The sequence below is a fragment of the Enterococcus sp. 12C11_DIV0727 genome (genome assembly GCF_002148425.2).
In the GTDB taxonomy this organism is placed as follows: domain Bacteria; phylum Bacillota; class Bacilli; order Lactobacillales; family Enterococcaceae; genus Enterococcus_L; species Enterococcus_L lemimoniae.
The window spans coordinates 2,388,313-2,407,860 of record NZ_CP147248.1 but is presented as its reverse complement, the minus strand read 5'-3'; the positions used below and the strand labels follow the sequence as shown (position 1 = coordinate 2,407,860).

General features: G+C 34.6%; 18 protein-coding genes. 3 read left to right on the top strand and 15 right to left on the bottom strand.

Annotated elements, in window-relative coordinates:
* Positions 1-328: 328 nt before the first annotated feature.
* Positions 329-1,846: a helix-turn-helix domain-containing protein gene (locus A5866_RS11395; protein ID WP_086445334.1), complete on the top strand. Its 1,518-nt coding sequence runs from the start codon at positions 329-331 to the stop codon at positions 1,844-1,846.
* 76 nt (positions 1,847-1,922) lie between these two features.
* Here the strand turns inward: A5866_RS11395 and A5866_RS11390 are convergent, their stop codons facing one another.
* The 14 genes from A5866_RS11390 to A5866_RS11325 all read right to left on the bottom strand — a co-directional run bounded on the left by A5866_RS11390 (position 1,923) and on the right by A5866_RS11325 (position 16,091).
* Positions 1,923-3,029 carry a tyrosine-type recombinase/integrase gene (locus A5866_RS11390; RefSeq protein WP_254907224.1) on the bottom strand — a complete coding sequence of 369 codons (1,107 nt, stop codon included), beginning with the start codon at positions 3,027-3,029 and terminating at the stop codon, positions 1,923-1,925.
* A 384-nt stretch (positions 3,030-3,413) separates the two neighbouring features.
* Positions 3,414-4,646 carry a hypothetical protein gene (locus A5866_RS11385; RefSeq protein ID WP_086445335.1) on the bottom strand — a complete coding sequence of 411 codons (1,233 nt, stop codon included), beginning with the start codon at positions 4,644-4,646 and terminating at the stop codon, positions 3,414-3,416.
* A 149-nt stretch (positions 4,647-4,795) separates the two neighbouring features.
* Positions 4,796-5,995, bottom strand: coding sequence for a DUF916 and DUF3324 domain-containing protein (locus tag A5866_RS11380; RefSeq protein ID WP_086445336.1), 1,200 nt, complete (start codon positions 5,993-5,995; stop codon positions 4,796-4,798).
* 292 nt (positions 5,996-6,287) lie between these two features.
* Positions 6,288-7,415: a hypothetical protein gene (locus tag A5866_RS11375; RefSeq protein WP_086277612.1), complete on the bottom strand. Its 1,128-nt coding sequence runs from the start codon at positions 7,413-7,415 to the stop codon at positions 6,288-6,290.
* Positions 7,416-7,432: 17 nt separating this feature from the next.
* Positions 7,433-8,221 carry a hypothetical protein gene (locus A5866_RS11370; protein ID WP_086277613.1) on the bottom strand — a complete coding sequence of 263 codons (789 nt, stop codon included), beginning with the start codon at positions 8,219-8,221 and terminating at the stop codon, positions 7,433-7,435.
* A gap of 36 nt (positions 8,222-8,257) precedes the next feature.
* Positions 8,258-9,085 carry a helix-turn-helix domain-containing protein gene (locus A5866_RS11365; RefSeq protein ID WP_086277614.1) on the bottom strand — a complete coding sequence of 276 codons (828 nt, stop codon included), beginning with the start codon at positions 9,083-9,085 and terminating at the stop codon, positions 8,258-8,260.
* 1,097 nt (positions 9,086-10,182) lie between these two features.
* Positions 10,183-11,076, bottom strand: coding sequence for a ParB/RepB/Spo0J family partition protein (locus A5866_RS11360; RefSeq protein ID WP_086277615.1), 894 nt, complete (start codon positions 11,074-11,076; stop codon positions 10,183-10,185).
* Entirely contained in the window at positions 11,069-11,830 is a 762-nt protein-coding gene (locus A5866_RS11355; RefSeq protein ID WP_010762166.1) for a ParA family protein, read from the bottom strand. The genes A5866_RS11360 and A5866_RS11355 overlap by 8 nt, the downstream gene beginning before the upstream one ends.
* Positions 11,831-11,845: 15 nt before the next feature.
* A complete protein-coding gene (rsmG, locus tag A5866_RS11350; RefSeq protein ID WP_086445337.1) occupies positions 11,846-12,562 on the bottom strand; it encodes a 16S rRNA (guanine(527)-N(7))-methyltransferase RsmG in 717 nt (238 codons plus the stop codon).
* Positions 12,563-12,785: 223 nt separating this feature from the next.
* Entirely contained in the window at positions 12,786-13,544 is a 759-nt protein-coding gene (locus tag A5866_RS11345) for a class II aldolase/adducin family protein (protein ID WP_086277617.1), read from the bottom strand.
* A 6-nt stretch (positions 13,545-13,550) separates the two neighbouring features.
* On the bottom strand, positions 13,551-13,811 hold the full coding sequence (locus A5866_RS11340) for a hypothetical protein (protein ID WP_086445338.1): 261 nt from the start codon (positions 13,809-13,811) through the stop codon (positions 13,551-13,553).
* A 26-nt stretch (positions 13,812-13,837) separates the two neighbouring features.
* Positions 13,838-15,193, bottom strand: a complete 1,356-nt coding sequence (locus tag A5866_RS11335) for a PTS galactitol transporter subunit IIC (RefSeq protein ID WP_086445339.1) — start codon at positions 15,191-15,193, stop codon at positions 13,838-13,840.
* 126 nt (positions 15,194-15,319) lie between these two features.
* A complete protein-coding gene (locus A5866_RS11330) occupies positions 15,320-15,622 on the bottom strand; it encodes a PTS sugar transporter subunit IIB (protein ID WP_086277620.1) in 303 nt (100 codons plus the stop codon).
* Positions 15,615-16,091, bottom strand: a complete 477-nt coding sequence (locus tag A5866_RS11325; RefSeq protein ID WP_086445340.1) for a PTS sugar transporter subunit IIA — start codon at positions 16,089-16,091, stop codon at positions 15,615-15,617. Before A5866_RS11325 ends, A5866_RS11330 begins: the two co-directional genes overlap by 8 nt.
* Before the next feature lie 190 nt (positions 16,092-16,281).
* Here A5866_RS11325 and A5866_RS11320 point away from each other — a divergent pair, with 190 nt between their 5' ends.
* Entirely contained in the window at positions 16,282-17,043 is a 762-nt protein-coding gene (locus A5866_RS11320) for a DeoR/GlpR family DNA-binding transcription regulator (RefSeq protein ID WP_086445341.1), read from the top strand.
* A gap of 60 nt (positions 17,044-17,103) precedes the next feature.
* Entirely contained in the window at positions 17,104-18,069 is a 966-nt protein-coding gene (locus tag A5866_RS11315) for a 1-phosphofructokinase family hexose kinase (protein WP_086445342.1), read from the top strand.
* Between the two features lie 66 nt (positions 18,070-18,135).
* Here the strand turns inward: A5866_RS11315 and A5866_RS11310 are convergent, their stop codons facing one another.
* Positions 18,136-19,530, bottom strand: a complete 1,395-nt coding sequence (locus A5866_RS11310) for a M24 family metallopeptidase (RefSeq protein ID WP_086277624.1) — start codon at positions 19,528-19,530, stop codon at positions 18,136-18,138.
* Between the last annotated feature and the right edge of the window lie 18 nt (positions 19,531-19,548).

Sequence of the window (19,548 nt, the reverse complement as noted above, 5' to 3'; positions counted from 1 at the left end):
CAGACATATCCCTTCTAAAATAGTCATAAAAACACACATAAACATACAAGGATACAATACCATTTTTTGGACAATCAAGCAAAGCTATTTTATTGATTCACTTTATTTATGTATTTAATAATAAAACAAAAAGAACGAATGAAGCTATTTCTTAAAAAAATAAAAATAAACCTACTTAAATATGATTGTATTTCCCCTATAGATGTTAGATAATGATCACAATGTCAATGTAAGAATAAAGTTGAGCTATTAAAACATACGTAAAGCTTAGTATGCTTTCAACTTCTTTTATCCTTACTTCAATACTGACATTTAAAGGAGTTTTACTATGAGAAAATTTGACTTACTAGAAAAGTTGGAAGTTTATCAAATTGACTTATTGATCTACCTAAGTACTGTTGGGGGTACCGCAACAAAAAAAGAACTTTTACATCATTTAGAGATAGGTGAATATTTTTTAGCAAAACTGATTGACAGCTTAACAGTATCCGCAAAAAAAGCGAATAATCGTTTTTCCATTGACATAAGCAAGCATACTATCACCGTTCAAACAAAACCAGAATATTCTCTTCATACGCTATATAATGAACTAATCGTTCATGCACCAATGTATAGAATTTTAGAAGAATTATTGCTTTTTGGCAGTATCGACACCTCTCGTCTATGTGAAAAAATTGGGATTAGTTATTCAACCTACTTCAGAAAAATCAATGAATTGAATAAATTATTAGCTGAATTTGATTTATCCATCCAAAATGGTTATCTGCTTGGTTCTGAGCTACAAATTCGTTTTTTTTACGTTTCTCTTTATTCGGTCACAGATCCTAAACAGCAGCTAAAAATCCCTAATATCGATCCTCGAATTTATGAAACAGTCAATACTGTTCAGCAGATTTTAGGCAGTCCTCTTTCAAACTATGCTCGAAAAAAACTTATCATCTACTTAAGCCTATTGAAAAGAAGAAATGCTCAAAAAAAAATACCGATTTATAGTGAACAAGAACCTTTTTTCAGTAATAAATCAGACATCCCTAGCCAAAAAAGATTTTTGAATGCCTTAAAAAAAACGCATTTGTTTAAAAAAGTCAATCAAGCACTTGGATCGTTCTTAGTTTACTATTCCTTTAAAATGCTTCCTAGTGAAACTATCTTACTGCTGCTCTTCATGCTAGGTGAAGAAATCATCCCTGCTAATTCTCACTGTTTAAAAGAGCTTGACTTAATTGAAAGATACAGTAGTTTTTTTATCCGGACTTTGAATCAAGAATTCTTAGATTTTATGAAAAAAAAACACTCAAATGCACACTTGACTTCTACTCACAATTCTACCCTTCATTACTATCTAAATTCTAGCGGCTATCACCATTTACTATTCAAAGGTCATATTGATTATTATTGGGATTCCAATGATCCTCAATGGGAAACAGTGAAATACTCTGAAACTGTCTATCACTTTGTTGATTATCTAAAAGAAAAATACCCAAAATTGTTTGTCGATGCTATTCATGATTCTGCTCTTATTAAAAAATACGCACATGCGATTCGTTTTTATGAAGAGTGTACCAAAACTAAAATTTCTGTTGGCATCTTTATTGAGGGTGATTTTCTCCGCAAAAGAAAAGCTACGAATTGGTGGATAAAATATGTCGAATTGACTGCTTTTGCGCATGCAGAACCGTTAGTTAACAACAAACTCTATGATTTAGTTATCAGTAATGTAGATTGCTCCTATTTAAAAAAATACGGAAAATCTTTTTTCTTTATGACAAACTATCATGAAAAAAACGATATTGCTGATTTGGGTCGGCTACTGTTTGATATCTATTCCTCTCACGCTAAATTGTGATGATATTTAGCCAATGCTGCTCCGTCTATTGACTAAAATAGAGCAGCATTTTTGTTACACGAATAAGAAACAGTTACTAAAAAAATTCCAGTTTCTCCACTAATTGACGTTCTTCTGTAAAAAAAGAATTTGTGTAACAATCCAATGTCATTTTGGTTGACGAATGCCCTAATAAAGAACTGATTGTTGCAATATTTCCTCCTGCCTCCAAACATCGGGTAGCGAAAGTATGTCTCAAAGAGTGAAAGGAGAATCCTTCCAAGCCAATTTTTTTGCGAATAATTTGAAAACGATAGGCGATTGTACGTGGTTCTAAAGCCTTATGTTTATTTGAAATAACGTAATCACTTGTTGATACTTTTTGAAGTTCCAATAATTTTTTTCTTAAAGCTTTTGTGATTGGAACTTTTCGTTGCGAATTGCTACTTTTAGGTGTCACTTCCACAATCTCTGTCTTTCGCCCACCCTTATCTTCTACCTGCACTCTGAGCACTGTTCGATTGACTCCTAATGTATTGTTTTCAAAATCGATATCTTCCCATTTCAGTCCGCATATCTCCCCAATCCGTAATCCTGTCTGTAAAGCCAGCATAATAGAAAAAAATTTCTGGCTAGTGCTAATTTCTTTGACTAGCTTAGCTTGGTCTTTAATAGATAGGGCCTGGACTGTTTTTTTCCTCGTTTTTGGAAGATCCAATCCCAAACATGGATTTTCTGTCAATAATTTTAATGATACTGCTTTACCTAAACAGTTTTTCAGTACTGAGAATATTGACCGAATCGAGCTTGCTTTTAACTGTGTCTCCATTTTTTTGAGTAAACTGTCAATGTCTGCTTGTTTTAGTTTTTGTAATTTTACCGAACCGATCCTTGATAATACATGGACATCCATCTTATTTTTATAGCTAGCATATGTACTACTTTTTACTTTTGGCCGAACGAAAGTATCTAACCAATAATTTGTCCAATCTGCTAATTGCCCTTCATAAGGAAGCAAGTTTTTACTAGTATTCGTTTGTTTTTCATATTTTTTCAAAATGAGTAGGTGTTTTACCTCAGAATACTTGTAACCATAGATATAACCATAATGGATCTTCCCGTTTTTTTGTCTCCCTTTTATGTATCGACCTTCCCAACGACCATCTTTTCTTTTATAGATATTTTCTCCTCTTCTTGCCATCATCAAGACCCTTTCTAAAATTTAATTTTTATTGATTTAAGAAAATGAAATTACTACAAATTTTAAATATGTTATGTTCTTTTTTACCAACCTAAAACACTTATTTAAAATCAATATTCAGGTTTTCCCTTTTCATTTACTACCAACTAAACTTAACCATGATCTTACAATACGTTCAGTTTTCTTAACTAAGTATGCATTACTATTTTTTTTACTTAGTCTCAAAAATTCTAGAAAAAAAGAAAATATTTGAAAGTCTGATATCAACTTTTTTTGTTATACAAATACTATTCACATAATATTACAAGGAAAAAGAAAAAGGTCCGTACATTCGAAACTGTCTTAGTTCCCTGCACATTCCCCCTTTTTCAATCAAGTTGTTCAATATCATACTTCATTCACTAGGGTATCGTTACTCAACCTTAAGGAGTTGCTTAAAAAATCTTTTAGTACCGCATATCCTTCCAGTTTTACCAACATTTCTTGTGAACAATAAACCCAATAATTAAAAATTGTAGGACCTGCCGCAACCTTTTCTACCGTTTCCATAAGCGGACCTAATTCTTCAATCAGTTCTCTACAACTTAGCCTACCAGCAATAACAATTTCTTCTTTCCCCTCTAGTTCTAACAACATCCACAAATAATCTATAAATTCTATTTTCGCTTTTAAAACCAAGAATTTTTTCTTAGGGATCATTTTTTTCCCATGCAATTCTTGACCTTTTGCAAAATGCGTTAAAACATCCATCTCGAGTTTAGAAGCAGTTCCTGTTAAACCGATTTTTTTAATTGATTTTTCTTCGATCAACTTTTTTTTTGACGATTGGATCGATGAACGTTTCCTTGTTTTTATAGGCTTGGATCCCTTTTTTTGACGATTAAGTACAAACTTATGTACTTGAGTTTTTTTCTGCCCAGTAACTCGTTTGTCTATCTGGGTCGTCTTTACTGAATCTGTCTTTGTTTCGAGCACTGCCTGCTTTTTATTTTTAGAATCACTTTGGCTATCTGTCATTCTATAGTCCACTTGACTCATTTGTTCTTTGATTGTTTTACTGACCTTTATAAGTTCAGTCTTAAGTAACTCTCCAGAATCTAAAACAATTGACTCATTTTTTACAAGTCTGTCTTCTAAAAGCTCCATTTTTTGAGTCAATTGGCTGAACTTCTCTAAAGCTCCATTAATTTCAGCTTCTTTTCGCTTGTATTCCTCTTCTTTTTCCTGTTTAATCACGTTATCATAGGTTTCGATGATCTCTTTCGCACACTCTTTTAATTCTCGCAAGTGCTTTACATGGGTTTCTTCATAAAAACCGATAGTAAATGTTAAGACAATATAAGCAGTTGATGTAAAGACATTGATTTTTTTGATAACTAATTCATTATTTTTTTCAGTCCACGTTTCATACACTCTCTTCGTGATCTGCTCAAGCTCCATCAATGACCGAACATCCTTTTTAAAAATCAATTTACATGAAAGATACGCTTCGTTTGGTGTAACCAAATGCTTATTGAAAAGTTCTACTCCCAAAAGTCTCGGATTGACTTTTTGATGAAGTATATATTTTTTTATTATTTTTCTTCCTTGTTTCTGGGTATTTTGCTCAGCTTCGTTCATGTCCACCAACTCCTAAAATCGCTATACTGTAAATCTCTTTTTTGATTTAAAAACATTGATCGATAACTGTTCTGAACTCAACACTCAATTTTGGATAGGTATCACTATAATTAAAATTAGATCCTTATTTGTAAGATAGCAGATTATAGTTATTTCGATTGTTTCCCTTGTTCTTGTATCTGTTCTGAACTTGCAGGTCGTTTTTTCTTTTTCCTAGCTCTAGCTTTTTTATTTATCTTTGACTTACTATTTTGCTGAGCCTTTTTGCTGTTCCGATCACGCTTTTTCTTTTTTTGATATAGTATTTCTTCATAGCGTTTCTCTTTGCGCTTTCTCGAAATTAGTAAAATCAATAAAAGTAATAGTAGTATCACAAATGTGATTATAAAAATGATAGTGTATAGCATTATATGTTTTTTTTCTGAGTTTATATTAGATGTAGCAGTTTTTTTGTTTTCATTTTTAGTAATTTCGAGTTCTTTATCCCATTTCCATTCTTGATTGGTTGCGTAAGATTTTGCAGTCAGCTGAATTTTGTAATTTCCCGCTTGAAATCCTTGCTTTTCTCCATCAATAATAAAAGTAAAACTTGAATTTGGGGCCATTCGATGGCCCGTCAACCTACTTTGCTGCAAAATCTTATCTGAGCCTTTTTCATAAACTTTTGCGACATACTCGATATCTTCTAAATTCATTGATCGTTCATTTTGAATAGTTGCTTTTAGACTATTTCGATTCGCCTCACTTAAGGAGATCAGCTCCAACAAATTCAATTCTGCTTCAACTGGGGTGTCTGTCTCCGTTAGTTTTACAGCGACTATATATGTTTTTTTCGCCTGATTTTTCTTAGTATTGGCATCTTTTTCTTCCGTTATCTTTTCTGAAGAAACCACTTTGATGCCGCCCAGGACCATTCCATCAAATTGGTGTTCAGGCATTTTTAAACGAACGGTTGCTACGATCGTTTTATTTGCAGGAATGACCAATTCCGACTCAGTAGTTGCAATATCTTTTAAAGCAATTTCCAAACTCTTATCTCTCGCGACGATTTTTGATCGATCAGAATAATCTATGTCCCCAGATTCATTTGTCGTTGCATTATTGATTTGTAAGGAAACCTGTTGTTCTTTGTCTGAGGTATTGATCAGCTCTAGCTTCAAATCCTGAGTCTGACCTGGGGTCATTCTAATATCATAATAGGTTGCTTCTGGATTATGCTGATTTTTCGGTAAAACCGGTTTTACCGAAATAGCCATCCCAGTTTTAGATCCAATCAATAAAAATGCCAGTGATAGTAGAAAAATTCCTATCACTCTAATCAAGCGAAGTGTTTTTCGTTTCTTAATCATTGAATTTCAAACTCCCTGCATAGTAAAATCTTATGTACATACTTGATGAAAAATCAAACATAGCAACTGGTGAAATCAATTGATTTCCTCTTGATATACTGGCGGGTATTATCTTACTATCCTTGATTATTTTATTGTTTTAGCCCTATTCACTTTTGGGATTTTTTTCCTCAGTACTCAGCAGATACTTTAAAAAATTATGTAGTAGCGGATGGGAAAAGCCGACAATTCCCAATCCTTTTTATTTCTTTGGATAGATTGTTAGTGTAAATATAACAGCTCATCATAATTGTTAGTCATCTATTAAGGATTCTTCGTTTAATACGATCTGTTCAAGTAAATAATTTTCTCCCTGTATCAGATCAAAATATGCTGCTTTATTTAGTATACTTTCATAGTCCATCTTCATGATCCGAACATGAGGCTGACGAAACCATGACCTTTTCTTAATTTTTACTCGTGACTCGATCAGCTTACACTCATCTAAAATTAAATAAATTTCATTTGTTGATACTGAATCTTTAAAACTTCTTACTTGTTCTCTTTCATAAGTCAACTGATTATCAGAAATTGTCATCTTTTCAGATTTTGTCACTAGTTCTTTGTTCATCATCCATGATTGCTCCAAAAATTTAGCTTTTTGCAACAATTGAGAATACTCTCTCAAATCAATTTTCAAAATTTGATCCCAATTCTCATTTTCATCACTACTTGACTTACTTAATTCTTTCATAGCCCTAGACAGATTTTGCCGCTCCATTTGATCGATGACAACTTCTAACTTTTTATTGGCAAGCCGCATTCTTTCTTTTGCGTATCTTTCTCTACTGACAGCTTCTTCTATTTTTAGTAAATAGTTCTCATCATGTTCACTGTACTCTATAACTTCCGTTTGCTCTGAAACCTCAGAATTAGTGACCTTTAAAGGTTGAATAAATTTAGAGACAAGCCTTTCAATTTCACTAACAAAAGCCTCCAGCACATCCCCTTCGTTATCGTCTGGTAACTGCTGGCTCAACGACTGCAGCAAGTTGACCATAAAAGGAAATCCTGTCTCTCTATAAGCAATAGGAACAAAATCAATATAGTAAACAACACGATTGTCTTCTTTTTCCTTCGAACCGCCTATCCAAGCAATTTGTGGGAATGTATGAATCAACTCATCCAATAAAGCAGACCAGTCGAGATCAACATAGTCTAATGTAATCTCAACATGTTTAAAAAAAGAAATTATAGTGTGGAACTCTTCAAAATATTCTTCCACTTCTTTTTGAGGGTAAGGGATTCTTTTATTTTTCTTTTGGAATATTTCTTCGCAAATATAATAAATATCCCGTAACATGTCATCATCAAAAAGGCGTTCACCTACTGCTGGAGAAGCGGCTTGATAAATGTCGACCATAATATTTTGATAAACCACTTCTTGATCCCCTTCCCTTAATCTAGTGATTGATCCGCTAATCGGCTTGATTTACTCAATAAATCTTCCATCAGCACACTTGTTTCACTTTGTAGGCGAAGAATCCGTGTATGATAATTAGCCGCTTCTTGATTGATCATTTTCAGCTCGATTGAAGCTTCTGAAATTGCTTTTTTGGTTTCATGTCTGGCAGCCTCTACCGTTCGATCAGCCTCAACAGTGGCCCGTTCAATAATCTGTTGTGCTTTTTCTTTTGCTTCCATCAATACTTCCGCAATTTGATTTTTCATTTGATCTTGTTGACGTAGTTGCTTTTCAGTTTCTAAGTTTTTATTTCGTTCATCCAACAATTGTTCATCTAATTGCACTCTTAACTCTTCTAATTGTCTGACTTGCTCTTCTAGTGAAAGGATTCTTTCTTTAGACTTAGATGAACTTGTCAAACGCATTGTCAACTGGTCGATTTCTTGTTGTTTATTTTCAACTTCGGCTTTTAGTCGCTCTGCCATTGTTTTTTGGCGTTGTACTTCTTTTTGGAACTGCAGATTCTCACTATTTAAGTGTTCAATTACCGTTGCTTGTTCTTGTTGAGTTTCTTGCTCTTGTTTTCTCATAATATTTTCCGAACGCTCTCTTTTATTTGAAGTTTCTGGACGACTTTTTTTAGGGGGTTCATAAGATTCTTCCTCAAATTCATCATCGTCATATTCGTCGTAGTCATCATACTCGTCATATTCATCGTAGTACTCTTCGTAATCCTCATCATGGTTCTTTTTTTTTTTGCTTTTTTTGTTAAATATTGCCAAATCTCCCGCTCCCTTTCTTAACTTACCCTGTTTGAGTTAAAGACTGCCGACTAGCAGTTCTCGTATTTTTTCATCATTTTGTTCATCTAGTACAACAAACTCTTGGTTCAAATAGTAACCGATTCCTTTTTTATTCAAAATAAATGGTTCAAAAATCGATGTTTTTTCCATTATCTTTTGTTTGATGCGATTGATTAGATTGCTTAGTAAAGCTTGTTTATTTTTTTGCTTGGCATTCGTCCAAATGGCTTCGCATAATGATTGACTTGAGAAGACCCTTTGATCAGAGTTAATAAAGTGTTCTAATACTTGATGCTCTTTTTTAGTCAATGGAATCAGCCAATTATCAATAATCAATGTACGATCTTTTAATTGGAATGAATATTGTTTTTTTACTTTTACAACATTTGAGAATGGACTAGTATTTTGTGAAGCCCCTTCGTTATTTCCAGAATGACCTACTGCCCTTTCTTGACTATTTTTACCTGTACGACTGGCGCTCTCCTCAAAAATAGCCGCTAATTTACTTGCCAGATCAGTGACCGATATTGGATAACGAACAAAACTCACATTCGCATTATTAAGGTATTTTGATTTACTAACTTGTTCTGACTCAAATGTCAATACAACAATTGGTTTATTCAGTAGTGCTAGATTATCTAGAAACGATTCTTTCAACCCACTGTACATAGATTGTTGATAAATGATAAGATCGAAGTTTTGCAGAAAATAGAACTCCTTATCTTTTGGTTGAGTCAATATATCTTTTGAAACCATTATTTCATAATCCATATTCAACAAACTATTCTGCAACAGTCCATTTGCACTTAGTGTATCAGTCAATATAATAATTTTTTTCCTCATACTAGTAAATCCTCCTCTTAGTTTTTATATATAGTAAATTCCAACCATTTGTGTTTGATAAAATTCCTAACTTGGGAAATGTACCTTGACTTTTAATCGCCATATTTCACCTAAACCTGTTACATAGTAGATAATAGGAATTTCCTATTCTTATATAAAATAAGAAAAAACATTTTAAATGTATGGTATATAGCTAGTTCCAAAATTATATTGACGGTCTAATGACGGTCTATTTAAGAAAAACCTAAAAAAAGATTTTTTAAAATAATGATTATTATAAAAATAAATAATTCGATAATACTTTTATAAATGAAGATGGTAACGATGATTCTGTCTATTCATTTTCTGTCAGTCTTACTTAAAATACAATTCTACCTAGCGATTTTCTTTTCAGATTTTTTTGAAGAGTTTATTTTTTTTAAGGAATTTGAAAAAAATCCGGAAAATTAAAGTTATTTCTAGCTTCTTATTTTTTAACCACCTCTTTTCAACCCATTTAGGTATTTATATAAATATAAAAATTGTTACTTTATTAGATTGCGTATACTCAAAACATAATTTTTATCGTTTTAACAAGGTAAAGTTATTGATCCAAATCGATATTTTTGACGGTTCATTTGACGGCGTATAAAAATAAGTAAATCTATATAAGGGTCTTTATTAATTATGGGAGACAGAATAGTTAGGTGTAATCTCCATTATTTTTATATAATAATTTGTCTATACATCACTATTTTATTGTTAATTACATGATTTACCTTTTAAATAAACTGTATTATCCATAAATTAAATATATTGTTATTTTTTTATTCCTCATTGACATGTCCAAATTATTTATTGTATACTCGTAATATGAGTATTTAAGTTAAGTACCTAATAAACAAGAGCTGTACGCTTTAATTTGAACAATTATATATTTTTCTTATTTTATATAAAAACAAGAAAAAATATGTTATTTTTCGATATAATAATTTTATTAAATATTTTACTAATACTAATATATATTTTTTAAATTCCATACTTCACCCCTTAAAAAAAATAAAAAGCGTGAAGCAAAACTAAAAAGTTTTGCTTCACGCTTTTCTTTATTTGATTAACTAAGCTTCATCAAAATGTATCTCTAAAATATCTAGAATTCTTGCTAAATCTGACTGTGAAAGATACTCGATCTCAATCTTCCCTTTGCCTTCTTTTTCTTGAATAGCGACAGTCGTACCAAATTTATCCATTAAGCGATCTTCACTTTCACGGATGTAGTAAGGTTTATCTTTGGTATTTTTCTTTTCTTTCTTTGGAGTTTTCTTACCCTGATTTTCATTTAAATCATTGACTATTTGCTCCAATTGACGGACCGTTAGATTTTCCGCAACTACTCGTTTAGCCAAAGGTAAAATCAGCTCTTTATCTTTTAACCCTAGTAAGGTTCTAGCTTGTCCCATTGATAAAATTTCGCCTTGAACCATTTCTTTGACTTGAGTTGGTAATGTTAGTAGACGTAAATAATTGGCAATATAGGGGCGGCTCTTTCCTAAACGTTCAGCAACTTCTACTTGAGTCAGTTTCAAGTTTTTCATCAACATATCATAAGCTTCTGCTTCTTCCAAGGGATTTAAATCTTCCCGTTGTAAATTTTCTAAAACAGCTACTTGCATCATAGCTTCTTCATCAAATTCACGGACGATTGCTGGAATAGTTTCTTTATCTGCTAATTTTGATGCACGGAAACGGCGCTCACCGGCAATAATCTCATACCCTTTAACTGCTGACTTTCTGACAATGATCGGTTGAAATACACCTGATTGTTGAATCGAGTTCGCTAATTCCTGAAGGGATGCCTCATCAAACGTTTTTCTTGGTTGATAAGGGTTTGGACGCAGTTCATTTAAGGGAATTTCTAAGACTTCTTCTTTTTGAACATCAACATCTTCCAAACTAGCAAAATCTTGAAACAATGCATCAATACCTCTACCTAAACCTTTTCCTTTACTCATTATCCAACACTTCCTTTGCTAGTGCTTGGTACACTTCGGCACCACGTGAACGGGGATCGTAATCAATAATTGACAAACCATGACTTGGTGCTTCAGACAATCGAACATTTCTAGGAATGATCGTATCATAGACTTTTTCACGAAAATACTTGCGGACTTCTTCAACTACCTCAGCCCCTAAGTTGGTTCTAGCATCGTACATGGTCAACAAGACACCTTCAATACGCAGTTCTGGATTAAAATGTTTTTGGACTAAACGAATTGTATTTAATAATTGGCTCAACCCTTCTAATGCATAATATTCACATTGAACAGGAATCAAAATCGAATCACTTGCTGTAAAAGCATTAATCGTTAAATGCCCTAAAGACGGTGGACAGTCGATCAAAACAAAGTCATAGATATCATTTATTTCTTCTATAGCAGCTTTTAATCGAGATTCTCTGGCCATCATCGAAGTCAATTCAATTTCTGCGCCCGCAAGCTGAATGGTTGCTGGGACGATATCTAAATTTTCTCTAGAGGTTTGCTGAATCACATTTTTGATTGGTTCTTCATTCACTAATACATCATAAACATCAGTTGCAACGTCTGGTTTACGGACACCGATACCGCTTGTTGCATTTCCTTGAGCATCAATATCGATCAGCAACACTTTCTTACCATAGTAGGCAAGACAAGCACCTAGATTCACAGTGGTCGTGGTTTTACCCACGCCGCCTTTTTGATTCGCTACAGAAATTATTCGTGCCATTTGTGTCCCTCCATCTTATTTGATTGGTTGTTTATTGGGTAATCCTGGTTTTCTTGGATATTTTTTAGGGGTTTCTTTTTTCTTTTGAATCACAACGATATGACGCTCATCATGTGTGATTGGAAGTTCAAATGAAACTTCCTTTTGAAATTTACCACCTAATGTAGCAATTGCAGGTTTTGCTTCGTTGATTTCTTCTTCACTTTTAGCTGCCTTTAAGGCTAAGAAAAACCCATCTTTTTTCACTAGCGGCAGACAGAGTTCACTCAACACATTTAAACGAGCAACAGCACGAGCGGTTACATAGTCAAACGCTGCACGAAACGCTTCTTTTTGCCCAAACGTTTCCGCACGGTCATGATACAAAGAGACGCCTTCCAATTGCAACTCGTTGACTAATTCTGTTAAGAATGTGATTCGCTTATTCAACGAATCAACGATCGTTACTTGTAAGGTAGGAAAAACGATTTTTAACGGGATACTAGGAAACCCTGCTCCTGCACCCACATCACAAATCGATTTATTCGTTGAAAAATCTTCAAAAAATGCCAACGAAATAGAATCATAGAAATGTTTTAAATAAACTTCTTTCTTTTCTGTGATGGCGGTTAGGTTCATTTTTTCGTTCCATTCAACGAGTAACTCAAAATAACGGGTAAATTGTTCCATTTGGTGATCTGATAATTGAATCCCTTTTTGGCTTAATAGTTGTTTAAATTCTTCAGGTGTCATATGTATCCTTCCTTGCGTGAAACAGAAAATGTTTCACAGTTGTCTTTTCTTACTTTAACGCAAATAGAGATTTCTTGCAATGTTTTTAGCAAGATTTATAGCAGTTCTAATAAAATGTTTCTTTCTATTATATGCATAAAAAAATTACCTGTTGTCAGCCATAAAAAAGAAGCTGTTCCTTAAAACCTTGAATCGGTTTAAAGGAACAGCTTCTTTTTTATTTTTAATCGCCGCCAGCGGTTATTTTTATTTTTTGATTGTAAATTGGCTCACGGTTTATCAAATCGTCAATTGTGCCAATTTTGACCCCTTTAGAGTAATAGCCATCCAAAATACCTAGTTTTTGGAAAATCGTTTGTTTATACGCAATTTCGGCATTCCATTCAACGGTATCTAGAATAGCTAATGCTGAATGGATAGCTTCCATCCCCGTTTCCCCACCTGTGGTTATTAAAACCCCATGACTATCCAATAAAAATTCATGCGGTAACGTTTTTCTCGCCATCGTTTTAATATGATTGCTGACGATTTCTGCTAATTCTTCTGAACAATTGGGCTCAAACTCCAAGACTTCAATATATTCTACTTTCTGAGTTGCCTCGGTCAAGTTAGGCATATCTAATCCACTCGTTGCCCAAAACATACTATTCGGGGCATGGGCATGTAAAACTGACTTGATTTCAGGGTTTGCATCATAGACTGCTTCATGCATATTGATTTCTCTTGTTAAACCACCTTCTCCTGCAACAACTCTTCTTGTGTGAGGTTCTACCACTAAAATCTGTGAAGGAGAAACATGCCCAAGATATGCTTGAGACATCATAGTCGGCGTCATGATGATGTACTCTTTCCCGTCTTTATCCGTTGTTTTAAATGAAAAATTGCCCCCAGCGACATTCGTATTTTTACGTTCAAAAATCAGTTGTACGATTTTTGCCATATCTTCTCTTTCACGTTCAAATAAAATTCTTCCATCTGCCATGATTCATTACAGCTCCTTCTTCTTTTTTAGTAAATTCCCTGTACGGATTGCTTCTTTTGCCGCATCCTGTACAACTTTATATTCTTCATATTTTTGCTTTTTTCGTTCATCATATTCTTTAAAAAGTACTGCATTACCATTTTTATAAATATAAAAAGAAAGGATCATGACTAGAAAATACAATGGCGTGATGTTGATCGATAGCGCCAATATAAACAGTAAAATATCCGTAAACAGCAACAGCATCCATTTTCCTTTTTGATCCATATTATCCAGTCCTCTCTGTGCTTCACTTAATCTTTCACTTCTTCATAACGCGCACTTGGCACAGGTTCCTTTGCCATATACTTGTATAACCAGATGAACATAGCGATAAAGATAATAAATCCGACAATTGCTGCAAGATTCAAATTAGCTGCTTCTGCAAATAAGATTCTAAATTCTGGACCTTCGATCGATGACCACGTAATACTGCCACCCTTTAAGTCCACCGCACCTGTTTTTTTCGCTAATCCAGTCAAGACTGGTGCAAGATAGGTTGCGCCATATAAATAAAGTGGTGTATAAATAATGCCCAGTGTGATCATACGGTAAAGATTTCCTCCCGTTAATAGTAACCCTCCAACAGCAATCGAATAGTTGATTATTCCGGCAAGTGGCAACACCTGATTGCCTGGTAAAATCATGGCATACCCAATAAAAATTGGTACCAAGATAATCGCAGTCACCCAAATCTCAGAACGACCAGCTAAAATCGGCCAGTCTAATCCTATATAGACTTCACGATCCTTAAACCGTTTTTTCATCATTTCTGACATCGCATCAGCCAAAGGTGAGAGTGATTGCATAAACATTTTACTGATCATTGGAAATAACGCCATTGCTGTCGCTACTTGAATCCCTAAGTTTAATGAACCAGAAATCCCATATGCTGCGCCAAATCCAAGTAACACACCAATGATGAACCCCATCACACTATTTTCAGAAAAAATTCCGATTTTTGCTTTTAAAGCCGAAGTATCAGCTTTTTTGTTAAAGAACGGAATCTTATCCATCACAATATTGACTGGTAACATCAATACTGCAGAAATGTTCATCAAATGTGTGACAGTCACTAACGGAATCCCCGTTAAATCCTGAATATGACGTTGGAACATATCCCCCATTTTTAATTCTAAAACCACTTGTACAACCGCCGCAATAAAGCCTGCAACCAGCGATCCACTAATAAAATACACCAAGTAGGCAGTTAACGCCTTCCCCCACACATTCCACATATCAACATTGAGCGTTTTCGTTAAGTTCAATAGAAGCATAATAAAGTTAACACCTAAGACAACCGCAAAAAACACAAATGCATACGACCAAGACCATGTAATACTTGCCGCACCCGTCCAGCCTAAATCAAGAGCGGGTAAACTAATGCCCGTATTTTTAGCCATCGCTTCTGACGCTGGACTAACAGCATCTGACATAAATCCGATCACCATGCTCATTCCAGTAAAGGCAACACCAAGCGTAATCGCTGACATAAAAGCTTTTTTCAGCGGCATTCGAACGATCAACCCGATAATCAGGATAATCAACGGAACAAAAATAGCAGATCCTAGGTTCAATATATAATCAATCACAGATTGAAAAATTCCCATCTCTTTTACCTACCTATCTTTTTATTTTTTTGGTATGATTAGTTTGTATCGTTTTAATTTAGATTGTGAGCTATATGTTCTCATTGTCTATTAGAGTTCAGATTCGTCATAATCTGAGCTCTTTTTTTATTTCTTCGTGTCGTTAACGATTCCTTCATAAATTTCATCCAGACCCATACCAGTCAAAAAAGGAACCCCAGCATAGACGGAAACGCCTAATTTTTCAGCTTCTTGTAGTACTTCATCATCAGGTTTTGCAATATAAACGTAAATACTAGCACTTGGTAATTCTTGTAAAATCGATTTATAGTCCACTGCTTCAACCGGATAATCAATCGCATCTGCATCAAACTTACTTTTGATTTTTTCTGCTACTGTCGTACTCGTCGCCACTCCGCTCCCACACGCCACAATTAATTTTCTAGCCATTTTTTACTTCCTCCCATTGTTTTATGAATAAATTGAATACGCCTTCATTTTCAGTCGTTTTTTTATACTCCGATACAAATGCTTCATTTTGAAATAAGACCATTAACTCCTGTAGCAAACCAACTTGTTTTGAGGGTTCTTTGATGCCTAAGAAAAATAAATCTCTCACCTCCATTTCTTGATTGTCTCCCATTTGTTTAACTCTGATTGGGTTTGTTGTTCTAACAACATATATGAAAGGCTTCTCAATATATTCTGTGTCTGAATGAGGTAAGGCTATATTGAGATATTCTGTGATCAAGCCCGTTGGAAACCCTTTTTCCCTAGTTTTGATCCCTTCTAAGTAGCCATTATTAACATACCCCGCTAGTTGTAGCCGCTCCGCAATACATTCAAATAATTTGTCTTCATCTTGAGCAGTCACATTTAAATCAATTAGCTCTGGTTGGAACATTTGCTTTGTACTCATTATTCTTCTCCATTCTATACATATTTAAACTTTTTATGTTCAACTTTGTAAATATATGTTAAACTTTGTTTATACAAAAAGAATACAACTTGTATAATGGTTTGTCAACGCTTTCTTTCGATTGTTTTTTGTTCGTTTTACGTTTAAAATGTAATAGATAAACATTTTCGAACAAAAAGGAGACCTTTTTATGTTAAAAAGAGAACGACATGCCCATATTTTAGATCTATTGGAAAAAAGCACATTTATGACCGTGTCCGATATAGCCACAGAACTACAAGTTTCAGAAATGACGATTCGTAGAGATATCACGGAACTAAGTGATTCTAATCAACTAGTTCGCTTATATGGAGGAGCACAGAAAATCGATCGTAAAGACAAAGAGCTGGCTACTCACGAGAAAATCAATCTACATATCGAACAAAAAGAATATATCGGTAAAATCATGAACTCTTTGATCCAAGATCACCAAGTTGTTTTCGTTGGTGCTGGAACCACGATTTTATATGCATTACCTTTTATCAAAAAACAAAATTTGATGATCGTTACCAATAGTTTGTTAGCCTTTAATTACATTATTGCGCACACAGACTATCGCATCTTATTAACTGGGGGGGATTTTACACCGATCACAGAAGAATTTATCGGAGAACATGCAGAGCAGACTTTTGAAACAATCAATATTGATATTGCCTTTGCAGCAACAAATGGCATCTATAACAACAATGTAACGACTTCTAACTATTTAGAAGGTGGCGTACAACGTGCAGCTTTTAAAAATGCAAAACAAAAAATTGTCGTGGCAGATAGTACCAAGTTTAATGTTAGTGATGTCTATACGTTTTATAAATTATCTGATTTAGACTACGTGATCACTGACAATAAAATCGATGAACCAACCTTTAATTTCTACCAATCTTATGGAAAATTGTTAAATAAACCAGTTAACTGAAGGTTCTCGGTTCTTTCAGAACCTCAGCTTAGCTTAGTATCTGAAGGAGAGAAAACAACAATGATTGTAACAGTGACACTAAATCCATCAATGGACTCGATTTATTTTACCGATACCTTTACTCTGGGTGAGATGAACCGCTGCAGTAATCCGATCAAAGCAGTCGGTGGAAAAGGAATCAACGCCGGAAGAACTGCAGCCATTTTAGGCGGGAACGTGACGGCAATGGGCGTTTTGGCGGGTCTCAATGGGGAGTCTATTCGTACAGCACTTGAACAAGAACCCTTTCAAACTATATTTCTACCCATTGCTGGAGAATCAAGAAATGCAGTAACTGTGATGGATCGCCAAAAAAATCAAACAGAAATCGTAGAGCTTGGACCAGAAATTACTGCTGAAACCGCAAAGAAGATTATAGATCAAGTAATCGATTTTTCATTGGAACAAAAAAAAAGACCGATCATTGCTTTGTGTGGGTCAGCCAACACAAAAAATGAACGATTATACCACGACTATTTACAACAGTTAAACGAGCAACTTGGAGCCAATATAAAAGTCCTAACAGACATTTCTGGAAAACAACTACACAATACCTTAAAAAGCCCGATAAAACCTTATTTTATCAAACCGAATATTCATGAATTCGCGGAATTACTAAACGTTTCTATTATGACTAAAAATGAAGTCATCAAACAGCTGAACCACCCTATATTACAAGGAATTCCCTTTATCCTAGTTTCTTGTGGCGGTGATGGTGCAATTGCGAAATATCATGAGCAGATTTTTGATATTACCCTACCGATGATCGATGTCATCAACCCGACTGGTTCTGGTGATGCAACCGTAGGAGGTGTAGCATTTGCTTTAGATCAAGGTTTTTCTATAGAAGAAACACTACGGTATGCCATGGCTTGTGGAATGAGTAATGCCCTTGAGCAAGCAGTAGGATATGTTTCTATTGAAAATGTTGCGCTACTGAAAAATAACATTATTATCCGAGAAGTATCAGAAATGTTTCACGTGTAACAATGGCTATAAAAAATTAAATAAGGAGCTGACCGTTAAAGAGAATGGTCAGCTCCTTATTTTCAATCACAACTTAGAACAGCGGAAAGCTTGCTCTTTTGCTAAATAAAACGGACGTAAATACCCCACAGTGTTGGACAATGGGATGATATCTTCACTTAGTTCGATATTCAATACTTCTTTAAGATAGCTTCTTCGTGCAGTGATTCGCTGCCATAGTTCAGGGTAATCGGCTTCAATTTGTCTTTGCAACTTTTTATCAGCCAAAGCTACGCACTCTTCAGCACTTACGCCTGTATAGCCTGCCACAGATGGAATAATATCGATTTGTAAAATCATCCCACTTTTCAATGTTTCTTCAGATCCGGCATAAATCGGTGAAGACATCCATTCTTCATCTGAAACTAAATGACCTGGATTCAAAAGCCAATGATAATCAGCTTTAGGAAAAACCGACTCAATGGTTTGATAAAGTTCATTGCCTTGCATGCCAATTTTGATTGTTTCTAACCAAGCAGTCACAGCTTGATAATAGGGTTTGGCAACTCTCTCTAGATAATCCGGTTGATTTGCTGGAAGTTGCGTCGCATTTTCTATAACGAAACCAGTTCGGCTAGATAACCCACCTTTAAAGGCAGTGGTTAAAGACAATGGGTCGCCTAGTTTGACTTGCTTATGTGTTGGATAAACATTAGCATATTCAAACCGTTGTCCAGTTGCAGCAATCGTCACAACTGTATTCGTTTGTCCTTCTGCTGTTAATTCATTCCCTAATACAGCTTCCGTCACCCCTACTTCAACCGCATCCATTGCTTTCAAAATAGAGCTGGATGCTAGATTAGCACCATATTCATAATGAGCCACTTCATTCGCATTATTGGTTGTACGAGCACCTTGATCTCCTCGAATAAACAGATGAGCTGCATTTTTGAGCACAGCTTGCGCATTTTTACTTGTTAAAAGTGCTTGGATAATAAAATAAGGTAAATCAAAATACGCTTCGTTATCCGATTCAGTAGTAGTAAACATTTTCCAGCCTACTACGCCAATTTTGTGCTTCTTCGCTAAGCCAATTGTTGTAAATATAGTTTCCAGTCTTGCTTCGTTATCCATTGGTTGGTTTGGCAAAGAAAACAGCGGAAAATGAATCAATTGATTTTCAATTCGAGCAACTTTTGCCATTTTCAAATTTTCATTTCCCAGGACGAGTGTACACTCTCCTGTTGCATCTAAGATGAGCAGTCCTTCTTCAAAACGAGGGATAAAGCCTGTTAAATACTCAAAATTACCACCATGTTCTTTATCCGCATAAATCACGATACTGTCAAAACCTTCTGCTTTCATGTTTTCCAAGACTTTCTGTTTTCTTTCGAGCATCGTTTCATCTGTTAAATATGTTGGAGCAACATCGGTAAAAATCATCGGCTTTGGAACTTTTGTTAGTTGCACTTCTTTTTTCATTGTATTGGTTTCCCTTCA

What these genes read in the sequence shown, in the direction of transcription:
- A5866_RS11395 (WP_086445334.1), top strand. Translation starts at nt 329, where the DNA reads ATGAGAAAATTTGACTTACTAGAAAAGTTGGAAGTTTATCAAATTGAC.
- A5866_RS11390 (WP_254907224.1), bottom strand. Translation starts at nt 3,029, where the DNA reads ATGATGGCAAGAAGAGGAGAAAATATCTATAAAAGAAAAGATGGTCGT.
- A5866_RS11385 (WP_086445335.1), bottom strand. Translation starts at nt 4,646, where the DNA reads ATGAACGAAGCTGAGCAAAATACCCAGAAACAAGGAAGAAAAATAATA.
- A5866_RS11380 (WP_086445336.1), bottom strand. Translation starts at nt 5,995, where the DNA reads ATGATTAAGAAACGAAAAACACTTCGCTTGATTAGAGTGATAGGAATT.
- A5866_RS11365 (WP_086277614.1), bottom strand. Translation starts at nt 9,085, where the DNA reads ATGAGGAAAAAAATTATTATATTGACTGATACACTAAGTGCAAATGGA.
- A5866_RS11360 (WP_086277615.1), bottom strand. Translation starts at nt 11,076, where the DNA reads ATGAGTAAAGGAAAAGGTTTAGGTAGAGGTATTGATGCATTGTTTCAA.
- A5866_RS11355 (WP_010762166.1), bottom strand. Translation starts at nt 11,830, where the DNA reads ATGGCACGAATAATTTCTGTAGCGAATCAAAAAGGCGGCGTGGGTAAA.
- rsmG (WP_086445337.1), bottom strand. Translation starts at nt 12,562, where the DNA reads ATGACACCTGAAGAATTTAAACAACTATTAAGCCAAAAAGGGATTCAA.
- A5866_RS11345 (WP_086277617.1), bottom strand. Translation starts at nt 13,544, where the DNA reads ATGGCAGATGGAAGAATTTTATTTGAACGTGAAAGAGAAGATATGGCA.
- A5866_RS11340 (WP_086445338.1), bottom strand. Translation starts at nt 13,811, where the DNA reads ATGGATCAAAAAGGAAAATGGATGCTGTTGCTGTTTACGGATATTTTA.
- A5866_RS11335 (WP_086445339.1), bottom strand. Translation starts at nt 15,193, where the DNA reads ATGGGAATTTTTCAATCTGTGATTGATTATATATTGAACCTAGGATCT.
- A5866_RS11330 (WP_086277620.1), bottom strand. Translation starts at nt 15,622, where the DNA reads ATGGCTAGAAAATTAATTGTGGCGTGTGGGAGCGGAGTGGCGACGAGT.
- A5866_RS11325 (WP_086445340.1), bottom strand. Translation starts at nt 16,091, where the DNA reads ATGAGTACAAAGCAAATGTTCCAACCAGAGCTAATTGATTTAAATGTG.
- A5866_RS11320 (WP_086445341.1), top strand. Translation starts at nt 16,282, where the DNA reads ATGTTAAAAAGAGAACGACATGCCCATATTTTAGATCTATTGGAAAAA.
- A5866_RS11315 (WP_086445342.1), top strand. Translation starts at nt 17,104, where the DNA reads ATGATTGTAACAGTGACACTAAATCCATCAATGGACTCGATTTATTTT.
- A5866_RS11310 (WP_086277624.1), bottom strand. Translation starts at nt 19,530, where the DNA reads ATGAAAAAAGAAGTGCAACTAACAAAAGTTCCAAAGCCGATGATTTTT.